Below are 13,081 nucleotides of genomic sequence, written 5' to 3'. Positions count from 1 at the left end.
TTGACATAACCCGGAGCGGAAAGCGCCCACCGGGGCTCACCACAGCGTCACCGCCAGCCGGGCCGTGGCGCTCGCGCCGACCAGCCGTGCCGCGGTGGCGGGCGGCACCGACAGCACGACCAGCGCCCCGCTCACGGACGTATCGCCGGCGGACCCGTCGGCCTGCTCCCCGGATCCTCCGCCCGGCCGCCCGGTCCCGCTCAGGGCTTCCGGCAGCGCGGCCACGCGTGCCCCGTGAGCCAGCACCCGGGTGCCGCCTCCGGCCGACGGGTCCTCGGCGGCGATCACATCGACCCGGTCGCCGGGGCGCAGCAGCCGTACGGACGCGGCGTCGGCGATCCGCACCGGCGCCCGCATCGTGCCCGCGGGACCGGCCCGGCGTCCGGGAGAGCCGGGCGCGCCCGGCGCGGGATCCGCGGCCGGGCGCCCGCGCGGCCGCTCCGCACGGTGCGGTCCCGCCTCCGCGCCCGGACCCGCCGCCACCAGCGCGGCCGCCGTGACGGCGAGGCCCGCCGCGAGGACCTGCCCGCGCCGCCGTGCCAGCCTCCCCAGCCCGTACCGCCCGCCGCGCACGAGCAGTGGCGCGAACTGCGGCACCTCGCAGGTCGCGGGGGCATCGGTGCCCAACGGCAGGGGCAGGGGCAGGGGCAGCGTCGGCGGGCCGGGTGAGGCGGGAGCCGGGAGAGCCGGAGAGGGCGACGACGCGGACGAGGACGGGGGTACGGGTGTGGAAGGGCGCACGGACATCGGGATCACCGCCGGTGAGGAGGGAACGGGCCTGCGATGCCACGATGACGCCTCACGCCGAAGTCCGCCGGAGCCCGTGGACCACGCCCCGGATGTGGACAACCCGCCCACCCGAACGGGTAGTTCCACCCCCGGCCACCGGGACGCCGGACCTCACCTCACGACCGGCCCACTGCCACGCGCACCCCGCACCCGTGCTCGCCCCGAACCCGAACCCGCCCCGCGCCCGCGCGCACCCCGCACCCGAACCGGCGCTCGCCTCGACCCCGGACCCCACCCCGCACCCGCGCGCACCCCGCACCCGAACCGGCGCTCGCCTCGAACCCGAACCCGCCCCGAATCCGCCCCGCGCCCCGCCTCACCTCACGGCAGTTCGAAGCCCGGGTCCATCCCGCCGAGCGCGTCGACGCACAGGCAGTCCCGGTCCGCCGTCTCCGGAAGCGCGGCGACCGCGTCGAACAGGACCCCGCGCAGCCGGTCCACGTTGGCCGCGAACACCTGGAGCACCTCGTCGTGCGAGACGCCCTCACCTGTCTCGGCGCCGGCGTCGAGGTCGGTCACCAGGGTCAGCGAGGTGTAGCAGAGCTCCAGTTCACGGGCGAGGGCCGCCTCGGGGTGGCCCGTCATGCCCACCACCGACCAGCCCTGCGCCTGGTGCCACAGCGACTCGGCGCGGGTCGAGAAGCGCGGTCCCTCGACCACGACCAGCGTCCCCCCGTCCACCGCCTCCCAGTCCCGCCCGTGGGCCGCCTTCAGCGCGGCCGCCCGCCCGGTGGGGCAGTACGGGTCGGCCATGGACACGTGCACCACGCGGGGCACCGTGCCGTCGGGCAGCGGCATCCCGTCGAAGTAGGTCTGCGCCCGGGACTTGGTGCGGTCCGCGAACTGGTCGGGGACGAGCAGGGTGCCGGGGCCGTACTCGGGGCGCAGACCGCCCACCGCGCACGGGCCGAGGACCTGCCGGACGCCGACCGAGCGCAGGGCCCACAGGTTGGCCCGGTAGTTGATGCGGTGCGGCGGCAGATGGTGGCCGCGGCCGTGCCGGGGCAGGAAGGCCACCCGCCGGCCGGCGATCTCCCCCAGGAACAGGGAGTCGCTGGGGGCGCCGTAGGGCGTGTCCACCTGGACCTCGGTCACGTCCTCTAGGAACGAGTAGAAGCCCGAACCGCCGATGACACCGATCTCTGCGTTCACCATGCCGAGCACCCTAGCTGGCCCCGAAAACGCGGGGGAGCCGGATACCGGGGAACGCCGAGGACCCCGCCGTCGTACGACGGCAGGGTCCTGGAAAGCGTGAAGCGGGGCCTCAGGCGGCGGAGCTGGCGGAGCCCGACGACGAGGCCGAGGACGACGAAGAGGTCGACGACGAGCTCGAAGAGGACGACGTCGAGGACGACGACTTCGTGTCGGACGAGGCCGAGCCGGCCGGCTTCGACGCCGGGCTGCTGCTCGACGTGGAACCGCGCGAATCGTTGCGGTAGAAGCCGGAGCCCTTGAAGACAATGCCGACGGCGGAGAACACCTTCTTCAGGGAGCCACCGCAGGCGGGGCATTCGGTGAGGGCGTCGTCGGTGAACTTCTGCACCGCCTCGAGGCCCTCGCCACAGTCCTTGCACTGGTACTGGTAGGTCGGCACTGTCTTCCTCCTGGCACTCTCACTCAATGAGTGCTAACGACGGTCCATACTGACGTATTCCCGGGTACTAGTCCACCGCGACCGGCTCGCGGTGACCGACGCCACGCGCGACGGTCAGGTTCCGGGGCGGCGCCGACAGCCGGGAACGCAGGGCCAGCAGGGTCGCCAGCGCCAGCAGTGTCCCGGCCATCGGGACCAGGAATCCCGCCCCGCCCCACAGCCTGTCCTCCAGTTGCCCGGCCACGGTGACGGCGGCCGCCTGGCCGAGCGCGACCGCGCCCGTCAGCCAGGTGAACGCCTCGGTGCGGGCGCCGGCCGGGACCAGCGCCTCGACCAGGGTGTACCCGGTGATCAGCGCGGGCGCGATGCACATGCCGACCAGCAGGCCGAGTCCGGCGAGCGGCAGCGCCGAGTGCGCCGTCCACAGCGCGGACGAGGCCAGCGCGAGCCCGGCGTAGCCCACCAGCAGGCGCCGCTCGGGCGTCACCTTCCAGGCGATCGCGCCGCAGACGACGCCGGAGATCATGTTGCCCGCGGCGAAGACCCCGTACAGGACGCCGTTCAGGCCGGGCTCGCCGATCGACTCGGTGAACGCCGCCAGGGAGACCTGCATGCCGCCGAAGACCGAGCCGATGCCCAGGAAGGCGACGACCAGCACGCGCACGCCCGGTACGCGCAGCGCGGAGGCATGCTCCACGCGCGCGTGGCCGCTCCGCGCGGTCACCGCCGGCTGGGTGCTGCGGCGCGCGGCGAACAGCAGGCCGCCGACGAGGGTCAGCGCGGCCTCGGTGACGAGGCCCGCGGACGGGGTGACGGCGGTGCACAGGGCGGTCGCCAGCAGCGGGCCGACGACGAAGGTCAGCTCGTCCGTGACGGACTCGAACGCCGCCGCCGTGGTCATCAGCGGCGAGTCCTGGAGCCGCACGCCCCAGCGGGCGCGCACCATCGGGCCCACCTGCGGCACCGAGGCGCCGGTCGGCACGGCCGCCGCGAACAGCGCCCACAAGGGGGCGTGCGCCAGCGCGAGCGCGGTCAGGGACAGTGCCGAGACCGTGTGCACGAGGACGCCCGGGACGAGCACGGCGCGCTGGCCGTAGCGGTCGGCCAGCCGGCCGCTCCAGGGGGCGGACAGCGCCATGGAGGTGCCGGTGACGGCCGCGGCGGCGCCGGCGGCACCGTACGAGCCGGTGGTGTGCTGCACGAGCAGCACGATGGAGATCGTGAGCATCGCGAACGGCTGGCGCGCCGCGAAGCCGGGGAGCAGGAACGTCCAGGCGCCGCGGGTGCGCAGCAGCTGCCCGTATCCGGGACGGGACGGAGCCGGCGCCTTCGCCGCCTGCTCGGTGGTGACCGTGGATGCCACGGCCCGTGCCTTTCTGCCGCCTGGTAGCGCGCCCGTGCGGGGGGCGCCGAGAGCTGTCCTCTTGCGCGGGACTGCGGTAGATACCGGTGCCACTGCCTTGCGTCCCGGCCGCCATACGGTCGCGCCAGCTCTGCGTCAGACAGAGTTGGTTCGATCTGGTCCGCCCGATCGTACAGGCGGCCCCCGCTCGTGCCCCTGTGAAAATGAGCACCCCGGGCGCGTCGCCGGTCAGTGCCGGTGCTCGTCGTGGGCGCTGTCCGTGCCCAGCCAGTCGGCCAGTTTGCCGCCGTGGGCGACCGCGCGCAGCCGCCGCTCCGCCGCGTCGCGGACCGGGTCGGTGGTGACGACGAGCAGCTCGTCCCCGTGCCGCAGCATCGTCGTGGGCAGCGGGACGAACGATTCGTCGCCGCGCACCACGAGCGTGACCGCCGCCCCGGGCGGCAGCCGCAGCTCGCTGACCTCCACGCCGTGCATCCGCGAGTCCTCGGGGATCGAGAACGACAGCAGGTGGCCCCGCAGATGCTCCAGGGGTGCCGACTCGATGCCGAGGTCGGCGGCCTCGCCGCCCTCGCCGAGGCGCAGCTTGCGCGCCAGCCAGGGCAGCGTCGGTCCCTGGATCAGGGTGTAGACGACGACCAGGACGAAGACGATGTTGAAGATGCGCTGGCTGCCCGTGACGCCGTTCACCATCGGGATGGTCGCCAGGATGATGGGCACGGCGCCGCGCAGTCCGGCCCACGACATCAGCGCCTGCTCCGCCCAGGGCACCCGGAACGGGGTGAGGCTCAGCACCACGCTCAGCGGGCGCGCGACCATCGTCAGCGCCAGTCCGATGATCAGCGCGGGCACGATGTCGTCGCCCAGCTCGTGCGGCGTGACGAGCAGGCCGAGCAGGACGAACATGCCGATCTGGGCGATCCAGCCGAGCCCCTCGGCGAAGCCGCGGGTGGCCGGCCAGTGCGGGAGCCTCGCGTTGCCGAGCATCATCGAGGCCAGGTAGACGGCCAGGAAGCCGCTGCCGTGCGCCAGCGCGCCGGCGGCGTACGCCGTCACGGCGATCGCCAGCACGGCGATCGGGTACAGGCCGGAGGCCGGCAGCGCGACACGCTTGAGCCCCCAGGAGCCGAGCCAGCCCACCGCGAGGCCGATGGCGGCGCCGATGGCCAGCTCCAGCGCGATCTCGCCGAGCAGGACGTACCAGTGTTCGACCGGTCCGGCCGTGCTGAAGGCGACGACCAGGATGACGACCGGGGCGTCGTTGAAGCCGGACTCGGCCTCCAGCATGCCCGTCACGCGTGCGGGGAGCGGGATCCTGCGCAGTACGGAGAAGACGGCCGCCGCGTCCGTCGAGGAGACCACCGCGCCGATGATGAGCGCCTGCCGCCACTCCAGTCCGACCAGGTAGTGGGCGCCGGCCGCGGTGCCCCCGACGCTGACCGCGACCCCCGCCGTGGCCAGCACGGAGGCCGGCGCGATGACCGGCCGCACCTCTTTCCACTTCGTGCCCAGACCGCCCTCGGCGAGGATCACGACGAGGGCCGCGTACCCGATGACCTGGGTCATCTCGGCGTTGTCGAAGCGGATGTGCCCGAGGCCGTCCTGGCCCATGACGATGCCGATGCCCAGGTACACGAGCAGGCTGGGGAGCCCGCTGCGCGAGGAGATCCGCACGGCCGCCACGGCGACGAGGAGCACGAGGGAACAGGCGAGCAGGAGCTGGTTGAGGTGGTGGACAGTCAGCGGCGGTTCCCTTCCTTGGCCCGCGCGCGAGAAGAGGCGGGCACCCGTACAAGACCCGAGGCTGCGGCGCGCCGCACCCAAGTTACTTCGTTACCTTACCTAACTCTTGACGCTTTCTTGACGCTCGCCGGGGCAAGATCGAACGCCCGTGCGCGCCGGATTCCGACTCCGCCTCAAGTGGCTCGGGGCAGTGCCCCTATGGTTGCTCCAGCGCTCATTCAAAGTCACAGCCCGACCTGCCGCTCGCGTTAGGACAGCAAGGACAGCGATGCCTCCCAATACCACCGCCGCAACCGGTGACAAGCCCGGCAAATCCGGCAGGAAGAAGGGACGCAAAGCCCGACTCGTCGTGATCGTGCTGGTCCTCGCAGTCATCGGCTGCGTCGCCGGCGGGTCCTACTGGTCGGTCAGCACCGTCCGCGCCTCCTTCCCGCAGACCAAGGGTTCGGTCACGCTCCAGGGCCTGTCCGGGCCCGTCGACGTGAAGCGGGACGGTTACGGCATCCCGCAGATCTACGCCTCGTCCGACGAGGACCTGTTCATGGCGCAGGGCTACGTCCAGGCGCAGGACCGGTTCTACGAGATGGACGTGCGCCGTCATCTGACCTCCGGCCGCCTGTCCGAGATGTTCGGCAGGAGCCAGGTCAAGAACGACGCCTTCCTGCGCACGCTCGGATGGGACCGCGTCGCCCGGCAGGAGTACGACACCAAGCTGTCGGCCTCGACGAAGAAGTACCTCCAGGCCTACTCCAAGGGGGTCAACGCCTACCTCCAGGGCAAGGACGGCAAGGAGATCTCCCTGGAGTACGCGGCGCTGAACCTCACCGGCGACTACACGCCGGAGAAGTGGACCCCGGTCGACTCCGTCGCCTGGCTGAAGGCGATGGCCTGGGACCTGCGCGGCAACATGCAGGACGAGATCGACCGCGCGCTGATGACGAGCCGCCTCGGCCCGCAGCAGATCCAGGACCTCTACCCGGAGTACCCGTACAGCCGGAACAAGCCGATCGTGCAGGAGCGGCAGAGCGGCGCCACGGGCGGCTCCGCGAACACCTCGACGGGCACCACGGGCACCACGGGCGCGACGGGTACGACGGGTACGACCGGCACCACGGGTACGACGGGCGCGACGGGCACCACCGGCACGACGGGAACCACCGGCACCGCGGGCGGCGCCACGGGCACCTCCGGGGGGACGACCGGCACGACGGGCTCGACCGGGTCCTCCACCGCCGGTTCGGGCATCACGAGCCAGCTGATGGGCCTGCGCGACGTCCTGGCCGACGTGCCCACCGCCGTGGGTGTGAACGGCTCCGGCATAGGTTCCAACTCCTGGGTCGTCGCCGGCTCGCACACGATCACCGGCAAGCCGCTGCTCGCCAACGACCCGCACCTCGGTCCGGCGCTGCCGTCCGTCTGGTACCAGATGGGCCTGCACTGCCGCACGGTCTCGGCTGCCTGCCCCTACGACGTCACGGGCTACACGTTCGCCGGCATGCCCGGTGTGATCATCGGCCACAACGCCGACATCGCCTGGGGCCTGACGAACTCCGGGGCCGACGTCACCGACCTCTACCTGGAGAAGCTCACCGGCGACGGCTACCTGTACGACGGCAAGATCCGCCCGTTCAGGACCCGCGAGGAGACCATCAAGGTCGCCGGCGGCGCCTCGAAGAAGATCGTCGTGCGCCAGACCGCCGACGGCATGCCCCTGCTGTCCGACCGTGACGACCAGCTCGTCCAGGTCGGCAAGACGGCCACCGTCAACACGGCCGCGCCCGACCGCGGCGACGGCTACGGCGTCGCCCTGAGGTGGACCGCGCTCGACCCGGGCACCTCCATGGACGCGATCTTCGCCCTCGACAAGGCGTCCGACTGGAGCGGCTTCCGCTCGGCGGCGGCCCTGTTCGACGTGCCGTCGCAGAACCTGGTCTTCGCCGACGCGCAGCACATCGGCTACACGCTGCCGGGCAAGATCCCCACGCGCTCCGCCTCGGACGACGGTTCCGTGCCGGTGCCGGGCTGGGACCCCAAGTACCGCTGGACCGGCTTCATCCCGCAGAGCGAGCTGCCCTACGAGTTCGACCCCGAGCGCGGCTACATCGTCACCGCCAACCAGGCCGTGGTCGACAAGGACAAGTACCCGTACACGCTGACCACGGACTGGGGCTACGGCACCCGCAGCCAGCGCATCGCCGACCTGATCGAGTCCAAGATCAAGGACGGCGGCAAGATCTCCACGGACGACATGCGGCAGATGCAGCTGGACACCAGCAGCGAGATCGCCAAGCTCCTGGTGCCGACGCTGCTGAAGATCGACCTCAAGGACAAGCATGTCCGTGAGGCCCAGAAGCTGCTGGAGGGCTGGGACTACACCCAGGACGCCGACTCCGCGGCCGCGGCGTACTTCAACGCCGTGTGGCGCAACGTCCTGAAGCTCGCCTTCGGCAACAAGCTCCCCAAGGAGCTGCGGGTCAAGGGCCAGTGCCTGTGGGTCGACAAGGTCGACAGCACCGGCCCGGTGGACGACGACACCAAGGTCCGCGAGTGCGGCGAGCGCGATGCCGACCAGGCGCAGCCGGACGGCGGCGACCGCTGGTTCGAGGTCGTGCGCCGGCTGATGGACAAGCCGGACAGCGACTGGTGGAAGACCCCGAGGTCGGGCACCCGCCCGGCGGCGGAGAACCGGGACCAGCTGTTCGCGCGCGCCATGATCGACGCCCGCTGGGAGCTGACCGCCAAGCTCGGCAAGGACATCGACACCTGGAGCTGGGGCCGGCTGCACCGGCTGTTCCTGAAGAACCAGACGCTCGGCACCGGCGGCCCCGAGGCCGTCCAGTACGTGCTCAACCGCGGCCCCTGGAAGCTCGGCGGCGGCGAGGCCACCGTGGACGCCACCGGCTGGAACGCGGCCGGCGGCTACAACGTGGTCTGGGTGCCGTCCATGCGGATGGTGGTCAACCTCGCCGACATGGACAAGTCGAAGTGGATCAACCTGACCGGGGCCTCGGGCCACGCGTTCAGCGCCCACTACACCGACCAGACCGGCAAGTGGGCCAAGGGCGAACTGCTGCCCTGGTCCTTCTCGGACAAGGCGGTCGGCAAGAGCACGACCGACACCCTCGTCCTCAAGCCGTGAGCCACTGACGGCAAGCCCGGGAACGGCCCTCCACGCGCGCGGGGAGGGCCGTTCCGCGTTTCACGGACCCTTGGGGGTCCAGCCTCGGGCGTCCCCGAAGCGGCGCACGCCCGACGGCGTCACCACGGCCTGCACCGGGCGGTCGTGCGCCTCCGCGGGGACCCGGCCGACGACCTCGGTGTCGTACAGGAGCACGACGAGCGCGGGGTGCGCGTGCGCGCGTTCCAGCCGCGCGAGCACCCGGTCGTAGGATCCGCCGCCGCGGCCCAGGCGCATGCCGCGGCCGTCCACCGCGAGGCCGGGCAGCAGGACGACGTCCGCGGCGGTCACGGCGCCGGGGCCGAGGCGGGCCCCGGAGGGCTCGGACAGCTCCATCCGCCCGCCGTGCCGGACCCGGGCGAGACAGCCGGGGCCGGTGTACTCGCCCCAGTCGAGGTCGTCGTCGGGCAGCAGCGCGGGCAGCAGCACGCGCACGCCCCGCGCGCGCAGCGCCTCCAGCAGCGCGGAGGTGCCGGGCTCGGCGCCGACGGAGACGTACGCCGCCACCGTGCGCGCACGCGCCAGTTCGGGCAGCGCGAGGGCCTGTTCGGCCAGCCTGTCCCCCGACTCCCGTACGACATCCTCCGGCAACCCGTTCCTCACTTCGAGGAACTCCCGTCGCAACAAGCGCTTGTCAGGCTCGGTCATGGGTCCTCGTGCGTCCTTCGCGTTCCACGGGCTTCTCTTGCGACTTTCTCAATATGGTCATATGAGCGCCAGCTGACCGGAGGCACAGATTCCGCTCATAGGCACCGGATAAGGTTGCGCGCATGACTCAGTCGCACCCCAGGATCAGCAAGGCTGTCATTCCCGCAGCAGGCCTCGGCACCCGGTTCCTCCCGGCCACCAAGGCGACTCCCAAGGAGATGCTGCCGGTCGTGGACAAGCCCGCGATCCAGTACGTGGTCGAGGAAGCCGCGTCGGCGGGGCTCGACGACGTCCTCATGATCACCGGACGCAACAAGCGCGCTCTCGAAGACCACTTCGACCGCAACTACGAGCTGGAGTCCGCCCTTCAGAAGAAGGGCGACGCCGATCGGCTCGCGAAGGTACAGGAGTCCAGCGACCTGGCCACGATGCACTACGTGCGCCAGGGCGACCCCAAGGGCCTCGGCCACGCCGTGCTGTGCGCCGCCCCGCACGTCGGCCACGAGCCGTTCGCCGTCCTCCTCGGTGACGACCTGATCGACCCCCGTGACCCGCTGCTCCAGCGGATGATCGAGGTCCAGGAGCAGCACGGCGGCAGCGTGATCGCCCTCATGGAGGTCGCCCCCGAGCAGATCCACCTCTACGGCTGCGCCGCCGTGGAGGCCACCGCCGACGGCGACGTCGTCAAGATCACCGGCCTGGTCGAGAAGCCGGAGCCGGCGGACGCCCCGTCCAACTACGCGATCATCGGGCGCTATGTGCTCGACCCGCACATCTTCGGCATACTCCGCCGGACCGAGCCCGGCCGCGGCGGCGAGATCCAGCTCACCGACGCCCTCCAGCAGCTGGCCGAGGACGAGAAGGTCGGCGGCCCGGTGCACGGCGTCGTCTTCAAGGGCCGCCGCTATGACACCGGCGACCGCGGCGACTACCTGCGTGCCATTGTCAGACTGGCATGCGAACGTGAAGACCTGGGACCGGACTTCCGGACCTGGCTCCGCAGTTACGTCGCCGAGGAGATGCAGGAACGTTGAGCAGCGCCGCGCCCCGCCCCGCCGCACCGGACCACCTGTGGTCGGTGGACGAGCACCTGGACGACATCCTCAGCACCGTCCGCCCGCTCGAACCCATCGAGCTGCGCCTCCTCGAAGCCCAGGGCTGCGTCCTCGTGGACGACGTCATGGTCCCGGTCACCCTCCCCCCGTTCGACAACAGCTCCATGGACGGGTACGCGGTCCGGGTCGCGGACGTCGAGGGCGCCGGTGAGGAGTTCCCCGCCGTCCTGGAGGTCGTCGGGGACGTCGCGGCGGGCGCGGCCGAGCCGGTGCGGGTCGGCCCCGGACAGGCCGCCCGCATCATGACCGGCGCCCCGCTCCCGCCCGGGGCCGAGGCCGTCGTACCCGTCGAGTGGACCGACGGCGGGCTCGGCGAGGGACCCGCGAGCGGCATGCGGGCGCGGAGCCTGGCCCCCGAGGGCGCCGAGGGACAGGTCCGCGTGTACCGGTCCGTCGAGGCGCGCGCGCACGTCCGCGACAAGGGCGGCGACGTGCGCGCCGGTGACCTCGCCCTGGCCGCCGGCACCGTCCTCGGACCGCCGCAGATCGGGCTGCTGTCCGCGATCGGCCACGGCACGGTACGCGTGCGCCCGCGCCCCCGCGTGGTCGTCATGTCCACCGGCAGCGAACTCGTCCAGCCCGGCGAGCCGCTGGGCCCCGGGCAGATCTACGACTCCAACAGCTTCGCCCTCACCGCGGCCGCGCGGGACGCGGGCGCCATCGCCTACCGGGTGGGCGCCGTCGCCGACGACGCCGACACCCTGCGCTCCACCATCGAGGACCAGCTCGTCCGCGCCGACCTCATGGTGACCACGGGCGGCGTCAGCGTCGGCGCGTACGACGTCGTCAAGGAGGCGCTGTCGCACGTCGCCGACGAGGACGAGGCGGGCAGCGGCGTCGACTTCCGCAAGCTCGCCATGCAGCCCGGCAAGCCCCAGGGCTTCGGCTCCATCGGCCCCGACCACACCCCGCTGCTGGCCCTGCCCGGCAACCCCGTGTCGTCGTACGTCTCCTTCGAGATGTTCGTGCGCCCCGCGATCCGCACGCTCATGGGCCTGGAGGACGTCCACCGGCCCCGCGTCCGGGCCACCCTGCGGACGGACGCGGCACTGCGCTCGCCCAAGGGTCGCCGGCAGTTCCTGCGCGGGAAGTACGCCGACGGCGAGGTCGCTCCCGTGGGCGGCGCCGGCTCCCACCTGATCGCCGCGCTGGCGCACGCCGACGCGCTGATCGTGCTCCCCGAGGACATGGAGAGCGCCGAGCCCGGCACCGAGGTCGAGGTCGTCCTGCTGGGCTGACGGAGCACCCTCGCGCGGGCCTCTCCCGGGCCTCCGCGCGGGCCTCTCCTGGGCCCTCGCGCGGTCTCTCCGCCGGCCCTCGCGCGGTCGCCCCGCGGGCCCCCGCGCGGGTCTCTCCGCACCCGCCGTCCACGGCCCGCGGGAACACCGCGGGGGCGGCCGCCGGGCCGCGCCGCACGGGCACGGCGCAGGTCCTGATCCGGTGCCGGCGCCGACTTGGCGGTACCGTGTCGCGCACAGAGCAGGCCCGCGCACCCCCTGGCTGCGGGCCGTGACCGGGAGCGCCGCACAGCATGAACACGCAGGACCGACTGACGCACATCGACGAGGCGGGCGCGGCCCGGATGGTCGACGTTTCCGGGAAGGACGTGACCGCGCGCACCGCCCGTGCCAGTGGCCGGGTCCTGGTCTCGCCCCGGGTGATCGAGCTGCTGCGCGGCGAGGGCGTGCCGAAGGGCGACGCCCTGGCGACCGCGCGGATCGCGGGCATCATGGGCGCCAAGCGCACCCCCGACCTGATCCCGCTGTGCCATCCGCTGTCGGTGTCCGGTGTGACCGTGGACCTCGCGGTCGCGGACGACGCGGTGGAGATCCTGGCGACCGTGCGGACCGCCGACCGCACCGGTGTCGAGATGGAGGCGCTCACCGCGGTGTCCGTCGCCGCGCTGACCGTGATCGACATGGTGAAGGCGGTCGACAAGGGTGCGGTGATCACGGACGTACGGGTGGAGGAGAAGACCGGCGGCAAGTCCGGCGACTGGAGCCGGGCGTGAGCGGCACTCCGCCCCTCGGCGGCGCCCTGACGGCCCGCTACAGCGCGCTGGTCGTCACCGCCTCCAACCGCGCCTCCGCGGGCGTCTACGAGGACCGGGGCGGCCCCGCCGTCGCACGGGGCCTGGAAGGCTTCGGGTTCGCCGTGGACGGCCCGCTGGTGGTGCCCGACGGGGCTCCGGTGGAGGCCGCGCTGCGCGAGGCCGTCGAGGCCGGGTACGACGTCGTGGTCACCACCGGGGGCACCGGCATCTCGCCCACCGACCGCACGCCCGAGGCGACCCGCGCGGTGATCGACCACGAGGTGCCCGGCATCGCGGAGGCGATCCGGGCGTTCGGCCGGGACAAGGTGCCCACCGCCGCGCTCTCGCGAGGCCTCGCCGGCGTCGCGGCGGCCACGCTGATCGTCAACCTCCCCGGGTCCGGCGGCGGTGTGAAGGACGGCCTGGCCGTCCTGGAACCCCTGCTGACGCACGCCGTCGACCAGATCCGCGGCGGCGACCACCCGCTCCCCGCGGCCGGCCCGGCTCCCACGGCCGGATCCGCCCCCGCGGACGCCCCGGCCCCCGCCGCCGGCTCCGCCCCGGCCGGCACCGAGGGCCCAGGGCATGCCGGAGGTGCGAGCTGAACAGGACCTCCTGGCCC

General features: G+C 72.9%; 11 protein-coding genes. 5 read left to right on the top strand and 6 right to left on the bottom strand.

The annotated features are described in order from the left end of the window. Positions 1-36: 36 nt before the first annotated feature. The 5 genes from ACIPRD_RS22580 to ACIPRD_RS22560 all read right to left on the bottom strand — a co-directional run bounded on the left by ACIPRD_RS22580 (position 37) and on the right by ACIPRD_RS22560 (position 5,567). A complete protein-coding gene (locus ACIPRD_RS22580; protein WP_401565418.1) occupies positions 37-747 on the bottom strand; it encodes an RcpC/CpaB family pilus assembly protein in 711 nt (236 codons plus the stop codon). 363 nt (positions 748-1,110) lie between these two features. Further along, entirely contained in the window at positions 1,111-1,944 is an 834-nt protein-coding gene (locus tag ACIPRD_RS22575) for an S-methyl-5'-thioadenosine phosphorylase (RefSeq protein ID WP_356406388.1), read from the bottom strand. 109 nt (positions 1,945-2,053) lie between these two features. Then, positions 2,054-2,383, bottom strand: coding sequence for an FmdB family zinc ribbon protein (locus ACIPRD_RS22570; protein ID WP_401565415.1), 330 nt, complete (start codon positions 2,381-2,383; stop codon positions 2,054-2,056). 67 nt (positions 2,384-2,450) lie between these two features. After that, positions 2,451-3,746 carry an MFS transporter gene (locus ACIPRD_RS22565; protein WP_401565413.1) on the bottom strand — a complete coding sequence of 432 codons (1,296 nt, stop codon included), beginning with the start codon at positions 3,744-3,746 and terminating at the stop codon, positions 2,451-2,453. Between the two features lie 228 nt (positions 3,747-3,974). After that, entirely contained in the window at positions 3,975-5,567 is a 1,593-nt protein-coding gene (locus tag ACIPRD_RS22560) for a potassium/proton antiporter (protein ID WP_401565411.1), read from the bottom strand. A gap of 187 nt (positions 5,568-5,754) precedes the next feature. On the opposite strand from ACIPRD_RS22560, the gene ACIPRD_RS22555 reads away from it, so the two are divergent. Beyond that, positions 5,755-8,625: a penicillin acylase family protein gene (locus tag ACIPRD_RS22555; RefSeq protein WP_401565408.1), complete on the top strand. Its 2,871-nt coding sequence runs from the start codon at positions 5,755-5,757 to the stop codon at positions 8,623-8,625. Positions 8,626-8,685: 60 nt separating this feature from the next. On the opposite strand, the gene ACIPRD_RS22550 is transcribed toward ACIPRD_RS22555, so the two are convergent. After that, positions 8,686-9,312 carry a 5-formyltetrahydrofolate cyclo-ligase gene (locus tag ACIPRD_RS22550; RefSeq protein ID WP_401565405.1) on the bottom strand — a complete coding sequence of 209 codons (627 nt, stop codon included), beginning with the start codon at positions 9,310-9,312 and terminating at the stop codon, positions 8,686-8,688. Between the two features lie 122 nt (positions 9,313-9,434). Between ACIPRD_RS22550 and galU the strand changes: the two genes are divergently transcribed. The 4 genes from galU to ACIPRD_RS22530 all read left to right on the top strand — a co-directional run bounded on the left by galU (position 9,435) and on the right by ACIPRD_RS22530 (position 13,064). Next, positions 9,435-10,346, top strand: a complete 912-nt coding sequence (gene galU, locus ACIPRD_RS22545; protein WP_356406372.1) for a UTP--glucose-1-phosphate uridylyltransferase GalU — start codon at positions 9,435-9,437, stop codon at positions 10,344-10,346. Then, positions 10,343-11,665 carry a gephyrin-like molybdotransferase Glp gene (gene glp, locus ACIPRD_RS22540; protein WP_401565402.1) on the top strand — a complete coding sequence of 441 codons (1,323 nt, stop codon included), beginning with the start codon at positions 10,343-10,345 and terminating at the stop codon, positions 11,663-11,665. The genes galU and glp overlap by 4 nt, the downstream gene beginning before the upstream one ends. A gap of 293 nt (positions 11,666-11,958) precedes the next feature. Beyond that, on the top strand, positions 11,959-12,438 hold the full coding sequence (gene moaC, locus ACIPRD_RS22535) for a cyclic pyranopterin monophosphate synthase MoaC (protein ID WP_356406366.1): 480 nt from the start codon (positions 11,959-11,961) through the stop codon (positions 12,436-12,438). Then, positions 12,435-13,064, top strand: coding sequence for a molybdenum cofactor biosynthesis protein B (locus ACIPRD_RS22530; protein ID WP_401565399.1), 630 nt, complete (start codon positions 12,435-12,437; stop codon positions 13,062-13,064). Before moaC ends, ACIPRD_RS22530 begins: the two co-directional genes overlap by 4 nt. Positions 13,065-13,081: the final 17 nt, after the last annotated feature.

The sequence above is a fragment of the Streptomyces sp. NPDC090108 genome (assembly GCF_044747185.1).
Classification (GTDB): domain Bacteria; phylum Actinomycetota; class Actinomycetes; order Streptomycetales; family Streptomycetaceae; genus Streptomyces.
This window is presented reverse-complemented; position numbering and strand designations above follow the sequence as displayed.